This is a genomic window from Nocardia vaccinii NBRC 15922, from assembly GCF_001613305.1.
GTDB classification, from domain to species: domain Bacteria; phylum Actinomycetota; class Actinomycetes; order Mycobacteriales; family Mycobacteriaceae; genus Nocardia; species Nocardia vaccinii.
The window spans coordinates 14,878-41,124 of sequence record NZ_BDCC01000003.1 but is presented as its reverse complement, the minus strand read 5'-3'; the positions used below and the strand labels follow the sequence as shown (position 1 = coordinate 41,124).

At 67.7% G+C, this 26,247-nt stretch carries 22 protein-coding genes; 19 read left to right on the top strand and 3 right to left on the bottom strand.

Going from position 1 to position 26,247, the window contains the following annotated elements; all coding sequences use genetic code 11:
- The 4 genes from NV1_RS44400 to NV1_RS00615 all read left to right on the top strand — a co-directional run.
- On the top strand, nt 1–1,362 hold a 1,362-nt coding region (locus NV1_RS44400; RefSeq protein ID WP_373864568.1), incomplete at its 5' end, for a beta strand repeat-containing protein.
- A 31-nt stretch (nt 1,363–1,393) separates the two neighbouring features.
- A complete protein-coding gene (locus NV1_RS00625; protein WP_067884356.1) occupies nt 1,394–3,217 on the top strand; it encodes a dynamin family protein in 1,824 nt (607 codons plus the stop codon).
- 210 nt (nt 3,218–3,427) lie between these two features.
- On the top strand, nt 3,428–4,996 hold the full coding sequence (locus tag NV1_RS00620; protein ID WP_245713492.1) for a dynamin family protein: 1,569 nt from the start codon (nt 3,428–3,430) through the stop codon (nt 4,994–4,996).
- Nucleotides 4,997–5,177: 181 nt separating this feature from the next.
- On the top strand, nt 5,178–5,507 hold the full coding sequence (locus NV1_RS00615; RefSeq protein WP_067884354.1) for a hypothetical protein: 330 nt from the start codon (nt 5,178–5,180) through the stop codon (nt 5,505–5,507).
- Between the two features lie 107 nt (nt 5,508–5,614).
- On the opposite strand, the gene NV1_RS00610 is transcribed toward NV1_RS00615, so the two are convergent.
- Nucleotides 5,615–6,763 carry a zinc-binding dehydrogenase gene (locus NV1_RS00610; RefSeq protein WP_067884373.1) on the bottom strand — a complete coding sequence of 383 codons (1,149 nt, stop codon included), beginning with the start codon at nt 6,761–6,763 and terminating at the stop codon, nt 5,615–5,617.
- Nucleotides 6,764–7,108: 345 nt separating this feature from the next.
- On the opposite strand from NV1_RS00610, the gene NV1_RS00600 reads away from it, so the two are divergent.
- The 10 genes from NV1_RS00600 (at nt 7,109) to NV1_RS00560 (ending at nt 17,424) form a co-directional block, all read left to right on the top strand.
- Nucleotides 7,109–7,999: a haloalkane dehalogenase gene (locus NV1_RS00600; protein ID WP_067884346.1), complete on the top strand. Its 891-nt coding sequence runs from the start codon at nt 7,109–7,111 to the stop codon at nt 7,997–7,999.
- A gap of 119 nt (nt 8,000–8,118) precedes the next feature.
- Nucleotides 8,119–9,003, top strand: a complete 885-nt coding sequence (locus tag NV1_RS00595; RefSeq protein WP_245713491.1) for an RNA polymerase sigma factor — start codon at nt 8,119–8,121, stop codon at nt 9,001–9,003.
- 67 nt (nt 9,004–9,070) lie between these two features.
- Nucleotides 9,071–9,715, top strand: coding sequence for an HhH-GDP family DNA glycosylase (locus tag NV1_RS00590; protein ID WP_067884341.1), 645 nt, complete (start codon nt 9,071–9,073; stop codon nt 9,713–9,715).
- 435 nt (nt 9,716–10,150) lie between these two features.
- Nucleotides 10,151–11,986, top strand: a complete 1,836-nt coding sequence (gene dnaK, locus NV1_RS00585) for a molecular chaperone DnaK (RefSeq protein ID WP_067884338.1) — start codon at nt 10,151–10,153, stop codon at nt 11,984–11,986.
- Nucleotides 11,983–12,600, top strand: a complete 618-nt coding sequence (grpE, locus tag NV1_RS00580) for a nucleotide exchange factor GrpE (protein WP_067884332.1) — start codon at nt 11,983–11,985, stop codon at nt 12,598–12,600. The genes dnaK and grpE overlap by 4 nt, the downstream gene beginning before the upstream one ends.
- A 68-nt stretch (nt 12,601–12,668) precedes the next feature.
- Nucleotides 12,669–13,847, top strand: coding sequence for a molecular chaperone DnaJ (dnaJ, locus tag NV1_RS00575; protein WP_157116357.1), 1,179 nt, complete (start codon nt 12,669–12,671; stop codon nt 13,845–13,847).
- A gap of 2 nt (nt 13,848–13,849) precedes the next feature.
- Nucleotides 13,850–14,278, top strand: coding sequence for a heat shock protein transcriptional repressor HspR (locus NV1_RS00570; protein WP_245713490.1), 429 nt, complete (start codon nt 13,850–13,852; stop codon nt 14,276–14,278).
- Nucleotides 14,279–14,410: 132 nt separating this feature from the next.
- Nucleotides 14,411–15,490, top strand: coding sequence for a phage tail tip lysozyme (locus NV1_RS00565; protein WP_067884324.1), 1,080 nt, complete (start codon nt 14,411–14,413; stop codon nt 15,488–15,490).
- Between the two features lie 178 nt (nt 15,491–15,668).
- Nucleotides 15,669–15,821, top strand: coding sequence for a hypothetical protein (locus NV1_RS43110; RefSeq protein WP_157116354.1), 153 nt, complete (start codon nt 15,669–15,671; stop codon nt 15,819–15,821).
- A 433-nt stretch (nt 15,822–16,254) separates the two neighbouring features.
- Nucleotides 16,255–17,424, top strand: a complete 1,170-nt coding sequence (locus tag NV1_RS00560; RefSeq protein WP_067884321.1) for a globin domain-containing protein — start codon at nt 16,255–16,257, stop codon at nt 17,422–17,424.
- A 232-nt stretch (nt 17,425–17,656) separates the two neighbouring features.
- On the opposite strand, the gene NV1_RS00555 is transcribed toward NV1_RS00560, so the two are convergent.
- Nucleotides 17,657–18,442: an FAD-binding oxidoreductase gene (locus NV1_RS00555; protein ID WP_067884319.1), complete on the bottom strand. Its 786-nt coding sequence runs from the start codon at nt 18,440–18,442 to the stop codon at nt 17,657–17,659.
- A 57-nt stretch (nt 18,443–18,499) separates the two neighbouring features.
- Nucleotides 18,500–19,660 carry an FAD-binding oxidoreductase gene (locus NV1_RS00550; protein ID WP_067884316.1) on the bottom strand — a complete coding sequence of 387 codons (1,161 nt, stop codon included), beginning with the start codon at nt 19,658–19,660 and terminating at the stop codon, nt 18,500–18,502.
- A gap of 297 nt (nt 19,661–19,957) precedes the next feature.
- Between NV1_RS00550 and clpB the strand changes: the two genes are divergently transcribed.
- From clpB to pyrE, 5 genes are all read left to right on the top strand, one after another.
- Nucleotides 19,958–22,513, top strand: coding sequence for an ATP-dependent chaperone ClpB (clpB, locus tag NV1_RS00545; protein ID WP_067884366.1), 2,556 nt, complete (start codon nt 19,958–19,960; stop codon nt 22,511–22,513).
- A gap of 57 nt (nt 22,514–22,570) precedes the next feature.
- Nucleotides 22,571–23,422, top strand: a complete 852-nt coding sequence (locus tag NV1_RS00540; RefSeq protein WP_067884311.1) for a DUF5666 domain-containing protein — start codon at nt 22,571–22,573, stop codon at nt 23,420–23,422.
- Nucleotides 23,423–23,507: 85 nt separating this feature from the next.
- Nucleotides 23,508–24,701: a TtfA family protein gene (locus tag NV1_RS46570; RefSeq protein ID WP_067884308.1), complete on the top strand. Its 1,194-nt coding sequence runs from the start codon at nt 23,508–23,510 to the stop codon at nt 24,699–24,701.
- Nucleotides 24,702–24,761: 60 nt separating this feature from the next.
- On the top strand, nt 24,762–25,571 hold the full coding sequence (locus tag NV1_RS00530; protein ID WP_067884305.1) for an SDR family NAD(P)-dependent oxidoreductase: 810 nt from the start codon (nt 24,762–24,764) through the stop codon (nt 25,569–25,571).
- A gap of 50 nt (nt 25,572–25,621) precedes the next feature.
- Nucleotides 25,622–26,167 (top strand): orotate phosphoribosyltransferase, encoded by a 546-nt coding sequence (gene pyrE / locus NV1_RS00525; RefSeq protein WP_067884303.1) that lies wholly within the window; start codon nt 25,622–25,624, stop codon nt 26,165–26,167.
- The last annotated feature ends 80 nt before the right edge of the window (nt 26,168–26,247 follow it).

Genomic DNA, 26,247 nt, shown 5'->3' with positions numbered 1-26,247 from the left:
CTGGGGTCGGCCGCGAACCTGGGCGGTGAACTGGGCGCGGGTCTGGAGTCGGCCGCGGGTCTGGGTGCTGAATTGGGCGCTGGTCTGGGGTCGGCTGCCAACGTCGGTGGTGAATTGGGCGCGGGTGTGGAGTCGGCGGCCAACCTCGGCACCGGGCTGAGCGCCGGCTTGAATTCCGCCGCTGGTCTGACCACTGGGCTCGGTGCCGGTCTGCAGTCGGCCGCCGGCCTGGGGACCGAGTCGAGTAGTAGTGAACTGGGCACCGGTGTGGAGTCGGTGGCCGGTGTGGCCGCGGGTCTGGGCGCGGGTGTGAATTCTGCCGCGCAGGCGGGAACGGAGTTGTCCACAGCGTTGTCGTCCGGAGTCAATTCGGTGGCTTCTGCCGGGAGTGATCTGTCCGCGGCATTGTCGGCGGGCGCGGAGTCGGCGGTTGCCGCGGGTGCGGAGGTCGGTAACGGGCTGTCCACGACCTTGTCCTCCGGGCTGAATTCCGCCGTGCAGGCGGGAAGTGGTCTGTCCACAACGCTTTCGGCCGGAGCCGATACGGCTGCGCAGGCCGGAAGCGGTCTGTCCACAACGTTGTCGGCCGGCACCGATTCGGCTGCCCAGGTGGGAAGTGGTTTGTCGACCACCTTGTCGGCCGGTGCGGATTCGGCGCTGCATGTCGGGGACGGTCTGTCCACGACGTTGTCGGCCGGCGCGGATTCGGCGGCGCATGTGGGAGGTGGGCTGTCGACCACGTTGTCGGCCGGTGCGGATTCGGCGGCGCAGGCCGGGAGCGGTTTGTCGACCACGTTGTCGTCGGGGGCCGATTCGGCGTTGCATGTCGGGGACGGGTTGTCCACAACGTTGTCGACGGGTGTGGATTCTGCCGCGCACGCTGGAAGTGGTCTGTCCACAACGCTTTCGACCGGAACCGAGTCGGCTGTGCATGCCGGGAATGATCTGTCCACAGTCGTGTCGCCGGGGTTGAATTCGGCAGTGTCGGCGGGGACGGGGCTGCATGCGGGGACGGGGCTCGAGTCCGGGCTCGGGGCGAATGTGGGTGGAGTGACGGACAGCGCGGTGCACAGTGCGCTCGGGGTCGGTGGCGAGCTCGGTGGGACCACGCCGACCGCAGCGGCGAATCCGTGGGCGAGCGTGGATGTTTCGCACGCGTTCGGGAACGGGGTGGACTCGACTCTGGGCGCCGCGACGCACAGCACCATCGACAGCACACTGAATGCCGGAGCGAATGGCTCGCTCGGGGGTGGGCTGGACACCGCGGCGCATACCGGAGCGGGGTTGTTCGGCGATACCACCGCCGCGACGACCACCGAAACGCACACGGGTGCGGATATCACCGGTGGATTGCTGCACTGAGCGGAATACGGTGCGGAGAGGGACAGCGGAGATGGGAACTGTGGTGGTGGACGAATCATCATCCGGCACAACGGCGGTGGCACTGCCGACACTGCTGACGGAGACGATCGCGGCCGCGCGGGCCGCGGACCGTGGTGACCTGGTCGGTCGGCTGGAGACGCTGACCGAGCGGGTGCGCGATCCGCGGCGTCGGATCGTGGTGGCCGGCATGGGAAATCAGGGCAAGAGTCAGTTCGTCAACGCCCTGCTGAATCTCGAGATCAGTCCGGTGGGAGACGATGCCACCACCACGGTTCCGCTGGTTTTCGGCTACGGGACGCAGCCGAAGGCCGAGGTCGTTCTGGCCGGTCCGGACGGGAATTCGGCGCAGGAACAGCGCATTCCGGTGTCGCTCGAGGAAATTCACGCTGTCACCCCGCATTCGCACGGCCGCGCGGCAAGGCTCGAGGTCCAGACGCCGAATCCGCTGCTCGCCGAGGGCATCGTGCTGGTGGACACCCCGGCCGCCGGAGGCCACGGAATCTCCGGCGGGGCGGCGGTACTCGCGATGGTCCCCGCGGCCGATGCGGTCTTGTTCATCTCGGACGCATCCACCGAACTCACCGAACCCGAGGCCGACCTGCTGCGGCAGATCGCCGAACTGTGCCCGGCAACGGCCCTGCTGCTGAGTAAGACCGATCTGTATCCGCATTGGCGGCAGGTCCTCGACGCGGATCGGGAACATCTGCGGCGCAACGAGATCGAGGTGCCGATCCTCCCGATGTCGGCGCTGTTGCGGACGCACGCCCTGCGACTGCGGGACGAACAGCTCGGCCGCGAGTCGGGTTTCGGCGAGCTCTACGATTTTCTGCGTGAACAGGTCGTCGCGCGCGGACACGAGGCGACCCGGCGGGCCGTCGCGCTCGACATCTCCTCTGCCGCAGAACATCTGGCACTCACACTGGGCAGCGAACTGGTTGCGCTGAAGGATCCCGAACGCGGCGAACTGGCCGTGCGCGAACTGCGTACGGCCAGGACCCAGGCCGAGGAACTGTACCGCCGCACCGCCTCCTGGCAGCAGACCCTCGGTGACGGGATCACCGATCTGACCGGCGATATCGATCACGACCTGCGTGATCGTCTCCGGAATATCGGCCGCACCGCCGAGGACTGGATCGATGAGAACGATCCGGCGCGGCACTGGGAACACATCGAGGAGTGGCTGACCGCGACGACCGACACCGCCATCGGCGACAACCTGCTGTGGACGCACGCGCGGGCGGTCCAACTGGCCGAACGGGTCGGCGAGCATTTCCTCGAATTCGGCGGCGTGGAGCTGCCCGCCCTGCGCCAGGGCTTGAACCCCACGGACACGGGATCGGTGACGCTCGCGGATCTCGAACCCGATCTCGGACTGGGGCACAAACTCCTGGTCGGCATGCGCGGCTCCTACGGCGGCATGGTGATGATCGGCCTGGCCAGTACGGTCGCCGGTCTCGCGCTGATCAATCCGTTCTCCCTCGGTGCGGGTGTTCTACTGGGCGGCAAGGCATTCCGCGATGACAAGCGCGAACGCCTGACCCGCCGCCGCGGTGAGGCGAAGGTGGCCGTGCGCCGCTATCTCGACGATGTGAGTTTCGAGGCGGGCAAACAGTCCCGCGATCGCCTGCACCGCATCCACCGCTCGCTCCGGGATCACTTCACCGGCATCGCCGATCGCAGCCTCCGCTCGATCAACGACTCGCTTCAGGCCGCCCAGGACGCCGCCGGCATGGAGAACGCCCGCCGCGCCGCCCGCTGCACCGAATTGGAGCAGCAACTGCGAACCGTCGCGCAACTGCGCCGGTACGCGGATGCGATGCTGCCGGTCGGGTGAACGTCCGAGTCGGCGGGGATCTCCGCGGGCAGCACGGACGCCGCGCCGCTCGGGAGTCGCTCGTCGCACACCCCGCTCCGCGCAAGATTGCCTGCTGGCCGGTACCGGAGCAGCGGTCGCGCAGGAGCGTCCGGATGCGACGTACTCCCGCCCGGGGGCGATTCGCCGGGATCGCAGCGAATTCACAGCGGCCTTGGATACTGTGACCGCGTGAACGACGAGGTCGGAGGCGTGCGGCAGGGGATCGTGGCGGAGGCGCGGGCATTGCTCGCGGCCGCGCGACGGGAGTTCGCGGGGCAGCCGCGGGCGGACGGGCTGCTCGAGGACTGTGCGCGGCGGCTGGATCAGCCGTTGCGGGTGGCGTTGGCGGGCCAGCTGAAGGCGGGTAAGTCGACGTTGCTCAATGCCCTCGTGGGACAGGACATCGCGCCGACCGACGCGACCGAGTGCACGCGCATGGTCACCTGGTACCGGCACGGTTCCCCGCCCCGGGTGAGCGCGGTATCGACGGACGGCGCCCGTGCCGATGTCGTGGTGCGCCGCCTGCCGGGCGCGGACGGGCTGCCGGGAGCGCACGGTCTGACCTTCGACCTGTCCGCGCTGCGCTGGCCCGGTGGCGCTCATCGGGAGGTCGACCATCTCGCGGTCGAGTGGCCCGCCGCGACGCTGGCACGCACGACGATCATCGACACGCCGGGCATCTCCTCGCTGTCGCGGGCGGTCTCGCGCCGAACCGAGCGGTTGCTCGCCGACGAGTCGGCCGACGACGCGCTGCCCGCCGCGGACGCCGTGGTCTATCTGCTGCGCCGTCTCGACGCCGCGGATATCGGTTTCCTGGAGCAGATCGGCACGGGTGAACACGGCCCGCTGGGCGTGATCGGCGTGGTCTCGCGCGCCGACGAGATCGGTTCCGGCCGCATCGATGCCCTGCATTCGGCCCGCGACGTGGCGTCCCGATTCGCCGGTGAGCTGGAGCGAACGGGCTTGTGCCAGGAGGTTATTCCGGTCGCCGGGCTGCTCGCGTTCGCCGCGGCCACGCTGCGCCAGCGCGAATTCGACGCCTTCGAGGCATTGGCCGCGGTCCCGGTGGACGATCTCGGACTCGCCCTGCTGTCCGCGGACCGATTCGCCCGCCCCGACCTGTCGCTGCCCGTACCGCCCGCGCTGCGGGCACATCTGGTGGCACGATTCGGACTGTTCGGAATTCGACTGGCGGTCACCCTGATTCGTCTCGGAGCGCGCGACTCCTCGGCATTGGCGACAGAATTGTCCAGGCGAAGCGGCCTGGACGAACTGCGTACCGTGCTCGACGTCCAATTCGCCCAGCGCGCGGATCAATTGAAGGCGCATTCGGCCCTCACCGGACTGGCCCGCGTGCTGACCGCCCACCCCGGCACGGCGTCCGATCAGCTCCTGCCCCGCGTCCGCACGCTGCTCGCGGACGTGCACGGCTTCGCCGAACTCCGCCTCCTCGGCCACCTCCGCACCGACGAATTACCCTTGCCGCCAGAGGATCTCACGGAACTGCATCGTCTCATCGGCGGCACCGGCATCGCGGCTCACCTCCGCCTCGGCCTCCCCCCGGATGCGACCGCCACCGAACTCCGCGACCGAGCGCTGTCCGCAATCCGCAAGTGGCGCGCCCGCGCCGCCCACCCCCTCGCCGACCAATTCACCGCCAACGCCTGCCGCACGGCCACCCGAAGCGCCGAGGGCCTACTGGACTTGCTCCAGGACCCGCCGACCACTCCCTTCGCCCGAATCGCACCACCCCGCTGAACCCGCTTCGGCGTCGGACATAGGGGTCTCGGACAGCTGAGGCGGGCAGTGGCCGCATCCGGAGTGGTGGGGTCGTATCCGCGTCATTCGGATTGGTGGTGCATGACGTCTTCTCCGGCTGTGGGAAGGCATTAGAACTGACTCACAACGGATTTCGCGGCGCAGACAGGAGATCCAGGATATGACCTCGATACGCAAGCTGGCGGTGGGTCTTGTGGTTGCTGCGGTCTCAGTGGTGGCGCTGGCCGGCACTGCGCAAGGCGGCCAGGATACCGCGGTGCACAGGCATGAAGGCGCGACCGAGTGCATTCGGTGGTGGTGGACCGACAGCGGCACGCCGACTACGACGATCCACTGGCGAAACCTATGCCCGACCAGCCGGAAACTGATGGTCTCGTGGCAGAACCATCGGACCAACAGGAATCCGGACGACGTGCTCTACGAAATTTCGGGTGGTAGCGAGGGCTCCGACACATGGGCCGGTATTCCGATCGCCTTCAGACAACTGTGAGACATATCCAGCCGGGTCGTCGGTCGCGGAGCCGGTGACGAGGGTCGCAAGTTGGGTCGATGAGCTCGGGCGGTGGCTGGGCTGATCTCCGCGCCGTGGCGGGCGGATCACGAAGCGGTCGGGTCGATGAGGATCTTGGCGTGCTGGTCCGGGTGGGCGAGGGCGGCGAACGCGCCCTCGACGCCGTCCAGGCCGACGGTTCCGGTGATCAGGGGCGCGGGATCGACCTTGCCCCCGGCGATCATGTGCAGGGTGTCGCGGAATTCGCCGGGGTCGTAGCCGAAGGCGAAGCGCAGGTCGAGTTCCTTGTTGATGGCCATGGCGGGGCGGAAGTGGTCGGTCTGCATGCAGACGCCGACGACGACGATCCGGGAGCGCGGCGGTGCGGCGGTGACGATCTGCTCGATCATGCCGGGCACGCCGACGCATTCGAACACCACCGGACCGGCGGGCTCCCGGCCGAGGGTGTGCATCATCCGGAACAGGTACCACCAGGGCAGATTCGGGATGCGGCGCAATTTCTCCATCGCGTCGAAACCGAGATCGAGGATATCGGTGACGCCCTCGATCCGGCCGGTGCGCGGACCCGCGGTCCAAGGCTGTTCGAGTGCGGGATCGACCACCGCGTCCGCACCGCAGCGCGCGGCCAGCTCGCGGCGGCGCGGAGAGAAATCGCTCGCGACGACGGTTCGCGCGCCCGCCGCCTTCAGCATTGAGATAACCGCGAGACCGATTGGGCCGCAACCGATCACGAATGCGGTCTGCTTCGCGGCGATGCGGCTGCGACGCACCGCGTGCCAGGCCACGGCCATGGGCTCGGTGAGGGCGGCCAGCTCGTCGGACAGGCCGTTCGGCACCGGGAACGTCATCGATTCCTGCACCAGGACCTGTTCGGCATAACCGCCCGGCGCGGCCTCGGACAGTCCGGTCAGTTGCGGCTGCCGCTCGGTGCGCAGGATCGGCAGCGCGACCACCCGGGTGCCCGGCCGCCAGCGCTTGCGGCAGCCGCGTCCGTAATCGATTATCTCCCCGCAGAATTCGTGCCCGAGCACGACTCGCTGATCGGACCGCATGAACCCGTCGTATCCGGTCGCGACGGCCAGATCCGCGAGTTCGTCGCAGTGCACCCGCGCATGCAGATCCGATCCGCAGATGCCGCATCGCCGCACCGCGATCAGCGCCTGGCCCGGGCCGGGTTCGGGTGCGGGCATTTCGGCGACTTCGAGCTCGCCCTCGGAACAGACCACGGCCTTCATGCCCGAACCGTACCGCGCGGTCACCGCGGGCGGCATCGACTTCGCCGCACCCGCCCGCACATCGGGGTGCGTACCGGGGTGGGTCGGATCGATCCCCCTCGACCGCGGGACGCCGCTCACGAGGAGGGTCGGCTCGGAGCCGAGGAATATCACGATCGTTCCGACCGCGCCGAGACCGAGACCCTGGGCGATCCGGTCGGGGGTTGCTGCCGCGTTATCCGCCGTTCAGGCGTACGGGTTCGAATGGGTGCTTCGGGTGTGATGCGCATCACTGGACTGGGTTGTCACAGCGGTGCGAGGGATGTGTCCAACCCGGTGTAAGCACTTCGACCGGAAGGATCCGCGATGCCCGTCATCGACGTTCTCGACTCGTTCATGAACTACACCGACACCGGCGAGGGCAAGCCGGTGGTTTTCCTGCACGGCAATCCCACGTCCTCGTACCTGTGGCGCAACGTGATTCCGCATGTCAGCGGTGAGGTGCGGGCGCTGGCTCCGGATCTGATCGGGATGGGTGAGTCGGGTAAGCCCGATATCGGATACCGGTTCGCCGATCACGCGCGCTATCTGGACGCCTGGTTCGACGCGCTGGGGCTGGACCAGGTCGTACTCGTCGGGCACGACTGGGGTGGGGCGCTGGCCATGGACCGCGCGGCGCGATTTCCCGGACGCGTCCGCGGGATCGCTCTGGTCGAGACCTTTCTGCGCCCGCTGAGCTGGGCGGAGATGCCCTCGCAGGGCGCTGATCTGTTCCGCCGGTTCCGTTCGCCGGAGGGTGAGCGAATGATCCTGCAGGAGAACATGTTCATCGAATTCAACCTGCCCTTCGGCGCGAAGAGCCTGACCCCGGCCGATCTGGACGTCTACCGCGCGCCCTACCCGACGCCCGAGTCGCGGCGCCCGATGCTGGTGTGGCCCAGGGAGATTCCGTTCGACGGTGAGCCCGCGGACATCGCCGCGGTCATGGACGGTTACGGCCGCGCCATGGCGACTTCACCGCAGATCCCGAAGTTGATCATGGCGGTGCAGGACGGCGTCGGGCTGGGTGCGAACGAGGCGATCGATTGGGCCGCAGCGACATTCGCCAACGTCGAAACGGTCGGCATCGGATCGGCCGGGCATCACGCTCCGGAGGACAGGCCCGAGGAGATCGGCACCGCCGTCGCACGGTGGCTGCACGAGCACGCGCTGACCGAACCAGCGCAGGCGCTGTCCGGTCCCGGCGGTTCGGTGTAGGGGCCTCGGCCACGGCGCGGCCACACTGCTCGGCCGCGCCCCGGGGGCGGAGGCGATGTCGCCACCATCGGCTCGATGCCGTTGTTGCGCCGCCGGCCGATCCGTCGAACGATGATGTGGTGGACATCGAATCGGCGGCGGAGCCGTTCACGCACGAGCCCGTTCCCGGCGAGGCGGACCTGGTCGCGCGGGCCGTCGCCGGGGATCGCGCCGCGGTCACCGAGGTTATCCGGCTGCTGCAGGACCCGCTGTACCGGTTGGCGCTGCGCATGACCGGCCGGCCGGCGGACGCCGAGGACGCCACCCAGGAGATCCTGCTGCGGGTCGTCGGCAATCTCGGCACCTGGCGCGCCGAGGCCAGGCTGCTGACCTGGTCGTATCGCATCGGCGTGAACTATCTGACGAATCTGCGCCGGCGCAGCCCGCAGGAGCGCGTGCAGCTGTCGCTGGACGAATTCGCCACCGGTCTGCGCGACGGCCTGGCCGAACAGGATTACCGCGGCCCCGAGGCGGCAGTGTTGACGCGGGAGGTCCGCCTGTCCTGCAGTCAGGGCATGTTGCAGTGCCTGAGCCGGGACGAACGCGTCGCATTCGTCCTGCACGACGTGTTCGAACTCGGCTCGGCCGAGGCGGCGTGGATTCTCGGCACGTCACCGGCCGCGTTCCGCAAGCGGGCGGAGCGGGCCCGCAAACGCCTGGGCGCGTTCCTGAACTCGACCTGCGGCGTGGTGAATCCGAAAGCGCCGTGCCGATGTGCGCGCCGGGTCGGCAAGGCCGTCGAACTCGGCCGGGTCGACCCGCGCCGGCCGGCCCTGGCCGCCCACCCGGTCACCCCGGGCGGTCGCACGGCCGCGGCGGCCGAACAGCAGATGGTCCACTTGCACGACGCCGCGGCCGTATTCCGCGCGCATCCGGACTACGCCGCGCCCGAAGCGCGCAGGGACGCGGTCGCCGCCCTGCTCGACTCGGGTCGTTTCCCCATGCTGGACCGGCCGCACGACTGATTCCGCAGGTGACGGGTGAGCGCCTCGGTACCGGGTAAGTCGACCGAGAAAGGAAGGCAGGTGCGAGATGAGCCGAACAGATATCGTGCGCGAGTTGCTGGATCGCGCGGGCACCAGCTATGCGCGCCAGGCCGGGATCACGCTGGCGGACAAGCCCGCTCCGCTGTTCCAACTGCTGATGCTCGCCGAATTGCTGAGCCATCCCATTTCCGCGCAGATCGCGCTGGGCGCCACCCGGGAGCTGATCTCCTCGGAGTACACCACGCCGCAACACGTCGCCGAGGCCGACTGGCAGGACCTCGTCGACGCGCTCGGCCGAGGCCACTACAAGCGCTACGACGAATCCACCGCCACCCGCCTCGGTGCCAACGCCACGCTGCTGCTCGAGCGCTATCACGGCGATCTGCGCCTGCTGGCGCAGGAGGCCGACGGCGATCCGGCCCGGCTGGCCGAGCTGTTGCAGCAGTTCAAGGGCATCGGACCGACCGGCGCGGACATCTTCCTGCGGGAGATCCAGGACGTCTGGACCTGGGTGCGGCCGCATTTCGACGCCCGGGCCCGGCGGGGCGCCGAACGCCTCGGCCTGCCCGGTGATGCCGCGAGCCTGGATCGTCTGAGCCCCTCGGGTCACGATGCCGAACTGGCCGCCGCGCTGGTCCGGGTCACCCTGGACGACGATCTCGCCGAGGAAGTTCTCGCCGCGGCCGGATAGCGCCGCTGTCCCGCCGGTCACCCGATCGCCGTTCGAGTGGTCGTGTGGCCGGGTTCTCCGCTGTCTCCGGACGTCCACGGGTCGGGGTCCATACCGGTGGGCCGAGACCGCATCTTCGGCGCGGACGCCAGGACAACCCCGCTGACCGGGCAGTTCCGGTGAATCGGCCGGTCCGGGAAAAATTCTCGGGCGACCGGGAATGCATACGACCGGCCGCTCGTTGAGTAGATCGACGCAAAGCTGAGTGTCATGGACTCAAGTTCCCAGTTGACTCGGACTCCGAGTGGATGCAGGATTGAGCCGACCACGCTCAGTGTTGCTGAGGACCGTGCTCCAGGCGGTGTCGGGGTGAGGTCCGGTGGTTGCCGCCAGGCAGCCGCGGCAGGCGTCTGCCCTGCATCGCCACATATAGGTACGTCACATAGGAGGAACACAATGGCTCGTGCGGTCGGTATCGACCTCGGGACCACGAACTCGGTCGTCGCCGTTCTCGAAGGCGGGGAACCGGTCGTCGTCGCCAACTCGGAAGGATCGCGGACCACTCCGTCGATCGTCGCGTTCGCGAAGAACGGTGAGGTGCTGGTCGGTCAGCCTGCGAAGAACCAGGCCGTCACCAACGTCGATCGCACCATCCGCTCGGTCAAGCGCCACATCGGCACCGACTGGACCGTGGACATCGACAGCAAGAAGTACACCCCGCAGGAGATCAGCGCCCGCGTGCTGATGAAGCTCAAGCGCGACGCGGAGTCCTACCTCGGTGAGGAGATCACCGACGCGGTCATCACCGTCCCGGCGTACTTCGAGGACGCGCAGCGTCAGGCCACCAAGGAAGCCGGTCAGATCGCCGGTCTGAACGTGCTGCGCATCGTCAACGAGCCCACCGCCGCGGCCCTGGCCTACGGCCTGGACAAGGGCGACAAGGAGCAGACCATCCTGGTCTTCGACCTCGGTGGCGGCACCTTCGACGTCTCGCTGCTGGAGATCGGCGAGGGCGTCGTCGAGGTCCGCGCCACGTCCGGCGACAACCACCTCGGTGGTGACGACTGGGACGAGCGCGTCGTGCAGTGGCTGGTCGACAAGTTCAAGTCCAGCAACAGCATCGACCTGACCAAGGACAAGATGGCGATGCAGCGGCTGCGTGAGGCCGCGGAGAAGGCGAAGATCGAGCTGAGCTCCTCACAGAGCACCTCGATCAACCTGCCCTACATCACCGTCGACGCGGACAAGAACCCGCTGTTCCTGGACGAGCAGCTGACCCGTTCGGAATTCCAGAAGATCACCTCCGATCTGCTGGACCGCACCCGCCAGCCGTTCCAGTCCGTCATCAAGGACGCCGGCATCTCGGTCAAGGACATCGATCACGTTGTCCTGGTTGGTGGTTCGACCCGTATGCCCGCGGTCTCCGAGCTGGTCAAGGAACTGACCGGGGGCAAGGAGCCGAACAAGGGCGTGAACCCGGACGAGGTCGTCGCGGTCGGCGCCGCCCTGCAGGCCGGTGTGCTCAAGGGTGAGGTCAAGGACGTCCTGCTGCTCGATGTCACTCCGCTGTCGCTGGGTATCGAGACCAAGGGCGGCGTGATGACCAAGCTCATCGAGCGCAACACCACGATCCCGACCAAGCGGTCGGAGACCTTCACCACCGCGGACGACAACCAGCCCTCGGTGCAGATCCAGGTCTTCCAGGGTGAGCGCGAGATCGCCTCGCACAACAAGCTGCTCGGCTCGTTCGAGCTGACCGGCATCCCGCCGGCCCCGCGCGGCGTGCCGCAGATCGAGGTCACCTTCGACATCGACGCGAACGGCATCGTCCACGTCACCGCGAAGGACAAGGGCACCGGCAAGGAGAACACGATCAAGATCCAGGACGGCTCCGGCCTGTCCAAGGAGGAGATCGACCGGATGGTCAAGGACGCCGAGGCGCACGCGGCCGAGGACAAGGCGCGTCGCGAGGAGGCCGAGACCCGCAACCAGGCCGAGTCCCTGGTGCACCAGACCGAGAAGTTCATCAAGGACAACGAGGACAAGGTGCCCGCGGACGTCAAGGGCAAGGTCGAGTCGGCCATCACCGAGGCGAACGAGGCCCTGAAGGGCACCGACATCGCGGCCATCAAGACCGCGGTGGAGAAGCTGGCCACCGAGTCGCAGGCCCTGGGTCAGGCGATCTACGAGGCGTCGGCGGCCGATGCCTCGGCAGCGGGCGACGGTGCCGCTCCCGAATCCGATGACACGGTCGTCGACGCGGAGGTCGTGGAAGAGCCGGAGAAGAAGTGACGGAAAACAATTCGGAATCCGAACCGGTCACGATCGTGGACAACCGCAAGGTCGATCCGGTCACTGGTGAGGTCCGCCAGGCCGCGGCGTCGCAGGACGCCGCGGCCGACGGTGGGCCGGAACCCGCGGCCGACGCCGACGCGCAGGCCGACCCGGTGCATGCCGAATTGGCCGAGCGCACAGCCGACCTGCAGCGTCTGACCGCCGAGTACGCCAACTACCGGCGGCGCACCGAGCGCGACCGCAAGGCCGCGATCGATACCGCCAAGGCGTCGGTGGTCACCGAACTGCTCGGCGTGCTGGACGATCTGGATCGTGCTCGCGCACACGGCGACCTGGAGTCCGGGCCGCTGAAGTCCGTGGCGGACAAGCTGGCCGAGGCGCTGCAGAAGCAGGGGCTCGAGCAGTTCGGCGCGGAGGGCGAGTCGTTCGACCCGACGTTGCACGAGGCCGTGCAGCACGAGGGCGAGGGCCACGATCCGGTGATCGGTGTCGTCATGCGTAAGGGGTATCGCTTCGGTGACCGGGTGCTGCGGCACGCGCTTGTCGGAGTGACCGACGGGGTAACAGATCTGGTGACAGGAAACGCTGGCACCGATGACGACGACGATTGAGAAACGCATATCTGAGCTGACCGGTGCGGTGGGTGGGGGTATGCACAAGCACAGAAAGGAGGAGATGCCTGGTGAATCGTGAGTGGCTCGAGAAGGACTTCTACAAGGAGCTGGGTATTTCCTCCGGCGCCACCCAGGACGAGATCAAGAAGGCCTATCGCAAACTGGCCCGGGACCTGCATCCGGACAAGAATCCGGGTGATACCAAGGCCGAGGAGCGGTTCAAGGCCGTCAGCGAGGCGCATGCCGTGCTGTCCGATCCGGAGAAGCGCTCGGAGTACGACGAGGCCCGGCGGCTGTTCGCCAACGGCGGTTTCGGTCGCGGCGGCTTCTCGCCCGGTGGCGGTTACGGACAGGGTGGGTTCAACGAATTCAACCTGGGCGACATCTTCGGTGGCGCAGCGGGTTCCGCGGCGGACGGCGGTCTGGGTGACATCCTCGGCGGTCTGTTCAACCGCGGCCCCGGCGGTGCGACGCGCACCTCGACGCGTCCGCGGCGCGGCAGCGATGTGGAAACCGAGACGAATCTCGGCTTCCGCGAGGCCGCGCAGGGTGTCACCGTTCCGCTGCGGATGACCAGCCCCTCGCCGTGTACGACCTGTCACGGCAGCGGCGCGAAGCCCGGCACGAGTCCGCGAGTCTGCCCGCACTGCAACGGAACCGGCGTCATCAGCCGGAACCAGGGTGCGTTCGGATTCAGCGAACCGTGCGACGACTGCCGCGGCACGGGATCGATCATCGACGACCCGTGCGTGGACTGCCGCGGCACCGGCATCCAGAACCGGACCCGCACCATCACGGTGCGGATTCCGCCGGGTGTGCGGGACGGTCAGCGAATTCGCTTGGCGGGCCAGGGCGAAGCGGGTCTGCGCGGTGCTCCCGCGGGTGATCTGTTCGTCACCGTGCACGTCAGCAACGACAGGGTCTTCGGCCGCAACGGCGACGACCTGACCCTGGTGCTGCCGGTCAGCTACAGCGAATTGGTGTTGGGCACAACGGTGTCCGTACCCACCCTGGACGGGCGTGTCGGAGTGAAGGTGCCCGCGGGCACCGCCGACGGCCGTACCCTGAGAGTGCGTGGGCGCGGTGTGCCCAAGCGTTCCGGCGGTGCGGGCGATCTGCTGGTGACGGTCAAGGTCGCGGTTCCGCCGAAGCTGGACGACGAGGCCTCCGAGGCGTTGCGGCGCTATGCGGAGGCGGAGAAGGCCGGCGGGTTCGACCCGCGAGCTGGATGGGCAGGTGCGTAGTTATGACGTCCGGTCAGGCAGGGGCTCCGCCCCCACAACGACCCGGTAGCGGCCGGGGTGGAGCAAGCGCCGAGTACTTCGTGATCTCGGTTGCCGCCCAGCTGGCCGGTATGCACGCGCAAACCCTGCGCACCTACGACCGGCTGGGTCTGGTCACTCCCCATCGCACCTCGGGCGGTGGGCGGCGTTACTCGAACCGGGATGTGGAGCTGCTCCGCGAGGTGCAGCGCCTCTCCCAGGACGAGGGCGTCAACCTGGCGGGTATCAAACGCATCATCGAACTCACCAATCAGGTCGAGGCGTTACAGCAGCGCGTCGGCGAACTCACCGAAGAGGTGGAACGCCTGCGCTCGGCCTACCGTCCCGATCTGACTCCGCCGCAACGCAGTACCGCCCTGGTGGTCTGGCAGCCGCGCAACAAGCGGCGTTAGACCGCGAAATGTCAACTCCGGACAGCGCCCCTGGCGACAGGGGCGCTGTTTTCGTATGCGTGCTCCCAGCAATGGGAGGGCGGCATAGTTGAGGATGGACGAGGATGCTCGCGAAAGGCTGGGTGATACGAGGTGGCCGACCAGCATTTTCGTGACGTGCCCAAGCTCACCGCGCCGGCCAACGCCTCGCCCGGTTTGATCGCGGCCGTCGACGCGGTGTGGCAGTACGCCCAGACGTGTGTCGATCTGACCGGGAACGGCGATCCGTCCACTGCCCCGGATTTCTCCGACCTGTTGCAGGCCGATGTGGGCAAGGACGGCAAATCGATGTCCGACACGTCGAACGCCTCCAAGATGGTCGCCGCGTACGACAGTCATTCCGAACAGGTGAAGCAGGTCAAAACCGACCTGGCCGGTTTCGATCATTACGTCGGCGACCACACCGGCGATACCGCGGGCATCGCCGACACCACCGCCGGGAAGATCATCAAAAAGATCACCTGGTTGCAGGGTCAGCTGAACGTGAGCCTGCCGAAGGACGACCCGAGGAGCCTGATCGCCCTCGAGGGCCCGATGCTCACCGCGTGCGCGAACACGGTCGACGAGATTCACAACGATCTGAAGGACGCGAATACACAGATCCAGAAGAAGGCCGCCCAGATCGCCGCTCAGTCACCTCCGAGGGTGACCACCAATTCCGACGGCAGTCGAACCTTCCGCACCGGCAGCTCGACGCAGAACTATGCCGCCAGCAGCCCGCAGGAGCTGTCCGGCGTGAAGGCCACCGCGCAACAGATCTACGATTACCTCTACCAGCACTACGGTCCCGGCACGAAGATGGGTCTGACCTCGGCGCAGATCGCGGGCATCCTGGGCAATATGCAGGTCGAGTCCAGCTTCAACACCAGTGCGTGGAATTCCGGCGAGGGCGCCCTGGGGCTGTCCCAGTGGGAAGGCGGCCGCCTGTCGGCCCTGCGGGCATTCGCCGCATCGAGACACACGGTGGCCTCCGATCTGAACACCCAACTGGACTTCCTGATGTCCGAACTCAACGGCAACGAATCCGGCGCCCTGGCCCAACTCAAGGCCGCCAACTCCCCGGAAGCCGCGGCCGCCGCCTTCGACCAGTACTACGAGCGCAGCTCGGGCTCCTCGCGCGGCACCCGCATGGCAGACGCCCAGAACATCTACAACAGCATCGTGCGGGTGTAGGAATATCGGTCCGCCGCAACGTCTATCGCGGCGCGGCTGAAAGATCCGGCTCGCCCGGCCCTCGAATCCCACTGCGGCAGAATCGCCAGAGGCACATTCCGGCGGCCGGGTTCGAGAACCGCGCTCCGGCGTCGGCAGCGTCTGCCCGCGATGACCGATCCGTCGAGGAGGTCCGGTCGTGGTGTGTCGTCTCTTACTGGGCGGACTGCTGCTGGGGCCCGAAGTCCAGCGCTGGTGGCGAATAGTGCGGGGCCGCACGAGGGAAACGGTCCCGCCGCCCGCCGAGTCGGTGACGTGGCCGGCCGATGTCGTCCTGCGGTCCAGCGCCTGATTGCCGGATATATGCTGTGCCAGCGGTGGGAATCGATTCGATGCGGAGCCGTGACGGCCGTGCCGAAATCCGCGGCGAGGTGGCGAAAATGTTGCCGGGAGCGTGATTCGAGGCTTCGGAGGCGTCCGGGTCGAGTGGTGATCGATTGCAGAGAGATCGCTATAAGATCGAGTCTTTCAAAACGAATCTTGTTGATTCGGTGATGATTCGCTGGGGAATGACCGAATTTACTGGGCAAACGGTTGGTTTCGAGGTGTCGCGACCTGCCTCGAGCAGGTTCGGCGGGAATTACATGTGGGTTGTTCAGTCGGTTCGGTCCGTTGCTGGCAAACCTCGCATACACTCGGATCGCATCGGCTGCTGCCGGGTTTCTGGACGGTGCGTCACTCGTGGCCGGACTCGTATTCGAGTGCGAAGTGAGGTTGTGAGACAGATGGATTCGCGTGCCGCCGCACTGGTCAGGACGACGTTCAAAGCGGTTGCTGCGGTCGAGGCGGGACATGAGAAATTGGCGAGGTCGTTCTATGCGATCTTGTTCACCGCGCAACCGCGGCTGCGCGAATTCTTTCCCGCATCCCTCGACACTCAGCGCGAGCGCCTGGTCTCCGCGCTCGCCCATGTGGTGGAACGGCTGGACGAGCCCGATGAGCTGCTGCCGTTCCTCGCGCAACTCGGGCGCGATCACCGCAAGTACGGCATCGAGCCGGAACACTATCCCTCCGTGGGGGAATCGCTGATCACGTCGGTACGCGCCCATGCGGGCACCGAGCTGTGGACCGAGGAGGTGGAGCACGCCTGGCAGGAGTGCGTCGACCTGATCACGCGGACCATGATCGTGGGCGCCCAGGACCAGGACACGCCCGCGGTGTGGGCGGGCACCGTGATCGAACATCGCCGGGTGCTCACCGATCTGGCGGTCGTGCGGGTGCGGCTGGACCAGCCGATGCACTACGCCGCCGGTCAGTACCTGAGCGTGCAGATCCCGTCCCGGCTGCGGATGTGGCGGTATCTGTCCCCCGCCGTTCCCTCGAATCCGGAGGGGGAGATCGAATTCCACGTGCGCGGCCGCACCGGCGGCTGGGTCAGCCCGGCGCTGGTCGGGCACACCGACGTCGGTGACCGATGGCTGTTGAGTGCGCCGATGGGCGGGCTCGGGGTGCCCCGCAACCCCCGCCACAAACTGCTGATGATCGGCTGCGGCACCGGAATCGCCCCGCTGCGAGCACAACTCGTGGCGATGTCGCGTCGCCGGTCCAATCCGCGGGTGCACCTGTTCGTCGGCGGGCACCACCCGTGCGATCTGTACGACCTCGAGACGCTGAGCCAGTTGGCCGCGGCCAATAAATGGCTGACGGTCACCCCGATCGTCGAGAGCGACGAGAACCCTTGGTGGCATTTCGATTCCGGTGAGCCGTCAGCGGATCTGCCGGGCCTGGACCCGCGCCGCACGGGCCGGATCGGCGCCGTCGTAGCGGGTTACGGCCCGTGGGCCGATCGCGACGTGCAGATCGCGGGTTCCCCATCGATGGTGCAGACCACCAAGTTCCGCCTGATGGCCGCGGGCACCCCGGTCACCAACATCCGCCACGATCCGTATCTGTGACCTCCGCTCCGCTCCGGTGGGTTCGCGGCCTCCGAAGTCTCACCGTTCGGCCCCGTGTCGGGCACCCGCCACGCGTCCGACCGGCGAGACGGGCCGCGAACTGTGTCTGAGTGCCTCCGCTCGCTCCGGCGCGTTCGACTGCATCCGCTTCGCTCCGGCTGTTTGCGGGTTGGCGTGGTCCCGGGCTGGCGGAACCAGGTGAGCGGGTGGTTTTTCCCTGCCGGCGTCGGTCTCAAACCCCCTCGTAGCGGATGGCTTCCGCGGGGGTGCCGGTCTGGATCAGGCGGTCGACGGTGGCGGTGGTCATGCCGGGGGAGCCGCAGACCAGGATCTGATGGTGTTCCAGTGGGCCCATCTCGCCGACGACGTCCGCCAGAGTGCCCTCCAGCATCTCGTCCACATCGAAGCCCACATCCACCCGGCAGGCCTCGTACCAGGGGTCTTCCCAGGTCGGATCGTCGGGGCTCTCCACCACGGGAATGACCGTCAGCCAGGGCAATTCGCCGGTCAGCAGGTAGAGCATGTCCGAGGCGTACAGGTCGCGGGGGGAGCGTCCGCCGATGAACAGATGGGTGCGCGGCGGTTCCGGACGACGGGAGATCTCCAGCAGGATCGAACGCAGCGGTGCCAGGCCGGTGCCGCCGGCCAGCATCACCACGTCGGTGGTGTCGTTGTCGACCGACAGCCAGCCCGCGGGATCGGTGATCCGCCATTCGTCGCCCGGCTGCGTCTCCGCGACGATCGATCCGCTGCACCACCCACCCGGCACGGTCCGGACGTGGAACTCCAACTTGCCGTCCCGGGAGGGTGCGAGCGCGGGCGACAAGCGCCGCCGCAACCCGGGGTGCTGCGGAATCTGCACCTCGACCGACTGCCCGGCGACGAAAGGCACATAGTCACCGATCAACCGGACCACCGCGATGTCGTGCCGCAGGCGGTGGTGGCCGACCACCGTCGCGGCCCACTCGGTGGGTGCGCCGAGGTGGATTTCGCCGGTCTCATCGGGGCCGAGGGTCATACACCATCCCTGTTCGTCGAACTACCTTGTGCTGCGGTCGAATAGATCGGCTGCGGATCACACCGGATCCGCGGCGATGGCCCATTCCGGTGTGCCGACCGCCACCAGGGCTCGCGTGGTCGCGGCGATCATCCGGGCCGATCCGGCTATCTGGATCTGCCGATCCGACCAGGAGCCGAAGCTGGCCACCACCGCACCCAGGTTACCGATCAGCCGCCGGTGCATGCCGAACGGCGGATCGGCCGGGGGATGCGGATACCACCAGGGATTGGAAGCGTTCTCGCACACCGGAATCACGGTCAGCCACGGATTGCTCAGCGACAGCTGCCACATGTTCTGCACGTCGTACAGATCGCACGGATACTGTCCGCCCATGAAGAAGTGCACCCGCGGATTGTCTCCGCGCCTGCCCATTTCGATGAGCTGGGCGCGCAGCGGTGCGATACCGGTGCCCGAGCCGATCATCAGCACATCGGTGCCGCTGTCGCGGTCGACGTGCAACCCGCCGAGCGGTCCGGCGATCTGCCAGACGTCCCCTACCTCGGTCTCGGCGACGATGGCCGGGCTCACCCAGCCGTTCTCCACCTTGCGGACGTGGAATTCGATCTCCCCGTAGGGATTCGTCGGAATCGCGGGCGACAGGTACCGCCACATCTTGGGCCGCTGCGGAACCGACACCGGGACGTACTGTCCGGCCTGATACGGAATCGGCGTCTCGGACTGCAGTCGCACGATCGCCAGATCCTCCAGCACCTGCCGGTGCCCGACCACCGTGGCCTCCCAGAACGGCTGGGAGGTATCGGAATTCGCGCCGATGGCCATCGAAGCGGAGATGAGGATGCCGATATCGCGCCAGCCCTCCTCGAGTTCGCGCGACCAGCCGCCGATTCCGCAATAGGTGCGGAACGCGGCCACGATCGCGCGGCCGGCGATATCGTAGTGTGCCGCCTCGACACCGTATTTGCGGTGGTCACGGGCGAGCTGTTCGAGGAAGTGCTGGGCGCGGTCCCAGTCTTCGAGATGGTCGAGCACGAACTGCACGGCGGTCATCACGCGCTTGGGCTGCATATCCATGGCGGGTGGGAACAGCTCCCGCAGCCGAGGGTTTTCGCTGAACATATGGCCGTAGAACGCGCTGACCAGCCGTTCCGGACCGTTCGGGGCTTCGATGACGGACCGGAAATTGGCGCGGACCAGCGCAGCCGAACGCGCATCCACGACTCGAGCTTCCTTTCTGCGTACAACGATCCGGACGCGGGCCCGGATCGGCTCGGGTTCCAGTATCCCCGAAAAAACCGTGGTCGCACGGTTATGAGGTCTTGACGGTACCCAACCTCGCCGAGGGCGAAACGTCGTGGTCGGCCGGTTCGCGGGGCTAGCGTGGTGGAAGCGGTCCTCGGTGATGTTGCGCGCACCGCCGAAAAGAACCAAACTTGAGCGGAACAGACTCAACTTCTACTGCGTTGAACAGATCGGAAGCAGCCGGACGGGCTGCACATACGTAGGAAGGTGATCGTGGACTCGTTCAATCCCACCACCAAGACTCAGGCGGCCTTCACCGCCGCGCTGCAGTCCGCCTCGGCCGCGGGCAACCCGGAGATTCGCCCGGCGCACTTGCTGGTGGCGTTGCTGGATCAGACCGACGGCATCGCCGCCCCCCTGTTGAAGGCCGTCGCCGCTGATCCGGTCCAGGTTCGAGGCGAGGCCCAGGACATCATCGACCGGCTGCCCAGCGCGACCGGCGCGACCACTACGCCACAGCTGGGCCGTGAGGCTCTGGCCGCGATGAACGCGGCCCAGAAGCTCGCCACCGAGCTGGGCGACGAATACGTCTCCACCGAGGTGCTGCTGATCGGTCTGGCCAGTGGCGATTCCGATGTCTCGCAGTTGCTGCTGAAGTACGGCGCGACCGCGGACGGGCTGCGGGAGGCGCTGACCTCGGTGCGCGGCAATACGCGCGTCACCAGCCCCGATCCGGAGGGCAGCTACCAGGCGCTGGAGAAATATTCCACCGATCTGACCGCGGCTGCGCGCGAGGGCAAGCTCGACCCGGTCATCGGCCGCGACACCGAAATCCGCCGGGTCGTCCAGGTCTTGAGCCGCCGCACCAAGAACAACCCGGTGCTGATCGGTGAACCCGGCGTCGGTAAGACCGCGATCGTGGAGGGCCTGGCCCAGCGCATCATCGCCGGTGACGTGCCGGAGTCGTTGAAGGGCAAGAAGCTCATCGCCCTGGACCTGGGTGCGATGGTGGCCGGTGCGAAGTACCGCGGTGAGTTCGAGGAACGGCTGAAGGCGGTACTGGAGGAGATCAAGTCCAGTGCCGGACAGGTGATCACCTTCATCGACGAGCTGCACACCATCGTCGGCGCGGGCGCCACCGGTGAGTCGGCGATGGACGCGGGCAACATGATCAAGCCGATGCTGGCCCGCGGTGAGCTGCGCCTGGTCGGCGCCACCACGCTCGACGAATACCGCCAGCACATCGAGAAGGATGCGGCCCTCGAGCGCCGCTTCCAGCAGGTACTGGTCGGCGAGCCGTCGGTGGAGGACACCGTCGGCATCCTGCGCGGCCTCAAGGAGCGCTACGAGGTGCACCACGGCGTCCGGATCACCGACTCCGCGCTGGTGGCCGCCGCGACGTTGTCCGACCGCTACATCACCTCCCGGTTCCTGCCGGACAAGGCCATCGACCTGGTCGACGAGTCGGCCTCGCGACTGCGGATGGAAATCGACTCGCGCCCGGTGGAAATCGATGAGGTCGAGCGGTCCGTGCGCCGGCTCGAGATCGAGGAGATGGCGCTGGCGAAGGAGACCGACGAGGCCTCCAAGCAGCGGCTGGAGAAGCTGCGCAGCGAACTCGCCGATGCGCGCGAGAAGTTGAATCAGCTGACCACCCGCTGGCAGAACGAGAAGGGCGCCCTCGACCAGATCCGGGTCCGCAAGGAGGAACTGGAGGCGCTGCGCGGCGAGGAGCAGCGCGCCGAGCGCGACGGCGACTACGCGAAGGTGTCGAAGCTGCGCTACGAGGACATCCCGCAGGCCGAGCGGGCCATGGCCGAGGCCGAACAGCAGGTCGGCAAGGCCGCGGACGGCGACGTGATGTTGCAGGAAGAGGTGGGCCCCAACGACATTGCCGAGGTGGTGTCGTCGTGGACCGGCATCCCCGTGGGCAAGATGCTCGAGGGCGAGACCCGGAAGCTGCTGCGCATGGAGGAGGAGCTGGGCAAGCGCGTCGTCGGGCAGACCGAAGCGGTGCAAGCGGTTTCGGACGCGGTGCGCCGCGCGCGGGCTGGGGTCGCCGACCCGAACCGGCCCACCGGCTCGTTCATGTTCATCGGCCCGACCGGCGTCGGTAAAACGGAGCTGGCGAAGGCGTTGGCGGACTTCCTGTTCGACGACGAACGCGCCATGATCCGGATCGACATGAGCGAGTACTCCGAGAAGCATTCGGTGGCTCGCCTGGTCGGCGCGCCGCCGGGATACGTCGGCTACGACCAGGGTGGTCAGCTGACCGAGGCGGTGCGGCGCCGGCCGTACACGGTGGTGCTGTTCGACGAGATCGAGAAGGCGCACCCGGACGTGTTCGACATCCTGCTGCAGGTGCTCGACGAGGGCCGGTTGACCGACGGGCAGGGTCGTACGGTCGACTTCCGCAACACCATCCTCATCCTCACCTCCAACCTGGGTGCGGGCGGCGACAAGGAGTTCGTGATGAACGCGGTGCGCTCCGCGTTCAAACCGGAGTTCCTGAACCGCCTGGACGATGTGGTGATGTTCCACGCGCTCGACGAGGAGCAGCTCGAGGTGATCGTCGGCATCCAGCTGGATCAGTTGCAGAAGCGCCTGGCACAGCGTCGGCTCACCCTCGACGTCAGCGATTCGGCGCGGTTCTGGCTGGCCGTGCGGGGTTACGACCCGGCATACGGCGCCCGCCCGCTGCGGCGGCTGGTCCAGCAGGCCATCGGCGATTCGCTGGCCAAGGAACTGCTGGCAGGTGAGGTCACCGACGGCGATCTGGTGAAGGTCAACGTCTCACCGGACGGTGACGGGCTGATAGTCGGCAGGTGACCGGGGCGATACCGCTGATCCTCGGATGTGGCGTGCATCTCCCCTAGTCTGGAATGTATGACCAATCCGAGCGATCCGTGGGCACAGCGGCCGGACTCGTCCGACGCGCCGACCGAACATCTCGGAGCGTCGGGCGAGCCGGAGGCCAGGCGGACGACGGAGTACTCGGACGCGTACGGCTCGACCGAGCCGTACCAGTACTTCGACCAGGCTCCCGGGCCGAATCCGACCCGGGAGCTGCCGCCGTATCAGAGCCAGTGGGGCGTGTACGAGGGCCCCGGTCCGGGCGAGGCCGCGTACGACACCCAGTGGATCGGCCCGACCCGGACGGTACCCGTCCAGAACGGTCCGCAGCCGACGCTGGTCGGCCCGCCCGACCTGCCGCCGGACCAGCCACCGCCGCATCGCAACCGCCGCGGCATGTGGGTGGGGCTGACCCTGCTGGCCTTCGCCGTGGTGGTGCTCGGCGCCGTCGCCGTGGGGCTGTTCCTGGGCAGTGACTCGTCGTCCTCCTCGAGCGCCGGGGGCAATACGTACCGCTCCGCTCCCACCGGACTCCCGCTGTTCCCGCAGTCGCCCGACACGCCCGGCACCGGCACGACCACCGCGCCGCAGCTGCCCGGCCTGGGCGGCACCGCCGACGGCCTCGGCGCGACGATGGGCACCATCAGCGCCAACGACGGATCCACCCTGACCGTCGATTCGCTGTCAGGCTCGAGCATCACCGTGCACACCGACGCCAAGACCGAGGTGATCGCACTGGGTTCGAGCACCATCGCCGATCTGCATCCGGGCGATATGGTCGTGGTTCAGGGCGACAAGAACCCCGACGGATCGATCCAGGCGAAGATCGTCATCGGCACGGCGCTGCCCTCGCAGGGCACCCCGAAGCCCATGCCCACTCGCTGATCCGTAGCCCGCGGACCGGACGGCCACGCACAACACGCAGTGCGCACACCACGTGCGCTACGCACGCCAACTAGACTCGTCCGCGATGACGGCAATGTGGTTCGGACTCGCGGCGATCGCACTGGTTGGTGCGATCGTGCTGCTGTATTTCGATCGGCTCCAGCGGCAGCGGACCGGTCACGTGCGTCAGGTCTGGGCGAAAGCCCAGGGCTACACCTATGTTTCGGTCGAACCGGCGCTGGCGTCCACGTGGCGTCGCGGTGCGATGGCCAAACTCGGGTACCTGTCCGCGGTCGACGTGGTCTCGGGTAACCGCAAGGGCGAGAAGTTCGTTCTGTTCGATCTGGAGGATGCCGCGACGCTGGTCGCCGTGCGCCGGCAGATCGGCTCCGATATCGATATCGACCTGCGGCTCAAGACCGCTGCCCCGCCCAAGGACGCGGATCTGGAACTGCTCGGCGCGATCGGCGACCGGGTGGTGTTCGCGACGAACCCGGATATCGCCCGGCACGCGGTGGATCAGCGCATGGTCGCTTTCATCGAAACCCTCTCCGGCAGCGTGCAACAGCTGTGGAGTGAGGGCAACTGGACGCTCGGCGTGCTGCCCGTGGGCCTGTCCTCGCGCGAGTGGGAGGGCGCGATCGACGCGGTGCTGCGCCTGTCCGGCCTGCTGCACGTGCTGCCGCCGGTCGCCGGTGGCGGCGAGTCCGGCGATCCCGACGCGCACGATCCGGGCCGCCCGCGTCCGCGCACCCGCGCGGAGGACGATCCGGATTACGACGAGGATCGCTCGGGCGCACGCGGTTACGACGATCACGACCAGAACCGTGGCTACGAGGCAGAACGCCGGTACGCCGAACGTTCCGATGCGGACCGCCGGTACGACGAGCGCCCCTACGACCGCGACCCCGAGGACCCGGACGACCGCGCGCACCCGTCCGCGAAGTTCGACGAATTCGATTCCGAGCGACGCGATTACGAGATCCCGGCCGAGGGCGCCGAGGACGGGTACGCCCCGCTGGTCAAGGATATCGCCGGGGAATCCGAACCGCCGCAACGTCGTCCCGCGCTGGCCGTGGTGCCCGATCCGCGCACCCGGGTCCGCCGCAACTGGCCCCCGGCCGAGGAGAAGTGGCCCGAGGACGAGGAGCGCGAGTCCGAGGAACCCGAATTCGCCGAGGACTTGGATGAGGATCTGCACGAGGCCGAGCAGTCCGACCGGCCGGGTGGTCCGTTCCATCCCGGTTTCCGTCCGTATCAGGGACCCGCGCCGCGCTGAGCACGCCGCGTGCGGACCGCGGGTGCACGGTGATCCGCCCGGGTGCGCGATGATGAAGGCATGACCGAAACACCCGCCGCTCGCCTACCCGGCGCGAGCAGGCCCGTCGCCATGGTCACCGGCCCGACGTCCGGAATCGGCCGCGCCTACGCGACGCGCCTGGCCTCGCTCGGCTACGACCTGGTGCTGGTCGCCCGCGACGAGCAGCGCCTCAACGCCCTGGGTGACGAGCTGAGCAGGCGGTTCGACACCGCATCCGAGATATTGCCCGCGGATCTGGCGGTCGCCGCCGACCGTGAGCGGGTCGCCGCGCGGCTGGCCGAGGGCGTCGAGTTCCTGGTCAACAATGCGGGCCTGGGCATCTCCGGCGAGTTCTGGACCAACGACCCGGCGCTGCTGCAGGCGCAACTGGACGTCAACGTGACCGCGGTCATGCGACTCACCCGCGCCGCGCTGCCGCCGATGATCGCCGCGGCGAAGGGGGCGATCGTGAACGTCGCCAGCGTCGCGGGCCTGATTCCCGGACGCGGATCGACGTATTCGGCGTCGAAGGCCTACGTCGTATCCTTGTGCGAAGGGCTGGCGGGCGGACTCGCAGGAACGGGAGTTCGAGTGCAGGCGCTGTGCCCCGGATTCGTCCACACCGAATTCCACGATCGGGCCGGTATCGATATGTCGTCGCTGCCGAAGCCGATGTGGCTCGATGTCGAGCAGGTTGTGGCGGGTTCACTGCGTGATCTGGAATCGAACCAGGTGGTCAGCGTGCCCGGCACCCAGTACAAGGTGCTGACCACGGTGGCCGGGATGATCCCGCGCTCCCTGCTGGCCCGCGCCAGCCGGACCCTGTTCAACGCACGCGGTAGGACTTGAGCGGCCAGGCCCGCAGCGGCCGGTCGACCAGAAAGGACACGGCACACAACATGATCGAATCGACCACCGACCGGGACAGACTGGCCGAGTTGGTACGGGAACTGGCCGTCGTACACGGCCGGGTCACCCTGTCTTCGGGTAAGGAGGCCGACTACTACGTCGACCTGCGCCGCGCGACGCTACATCACCAGGCCGCGCCCCTGATCGGAAAGTTGTTGCGCGAGTTGGTATCCGACTGGGAGTTCGATGCGGTCGGCGGGCTCACCATGGGCGCCGATCCGGTGGCCGTTGCGGTGATGCACGCACCCGGCCGCCCGGTGGACGCGTTCGTGGTGCGCAAGGCCGCCAAGACGCACGGCATGCAGCGGCAGATCGAGGGGCCGGACATCACCGGTAAGCGGGTACTCGTGGTGGAGGACACCACCACGACCGGCAATTCCCCGCTCACCGCGGTGCGCGCGTTGCGCGAGGCCGGGGCGACGGTGGTCGGCGTGGCGACGGTCGTGGACCGGGAGACCGGGGCCGATCAGGTGATCGCCGCGGAGGGGCTGGAATACCGATCGATCCTCGGGCTGAAGGATCTCGCCCTCGGGTGACTGGGGCATCCGACACTGTTGGCACTGGGTTAGCCTTGACGCTGGTCTCCGGTTGAACAGTGTGGTTGAAGGGTCGTGTG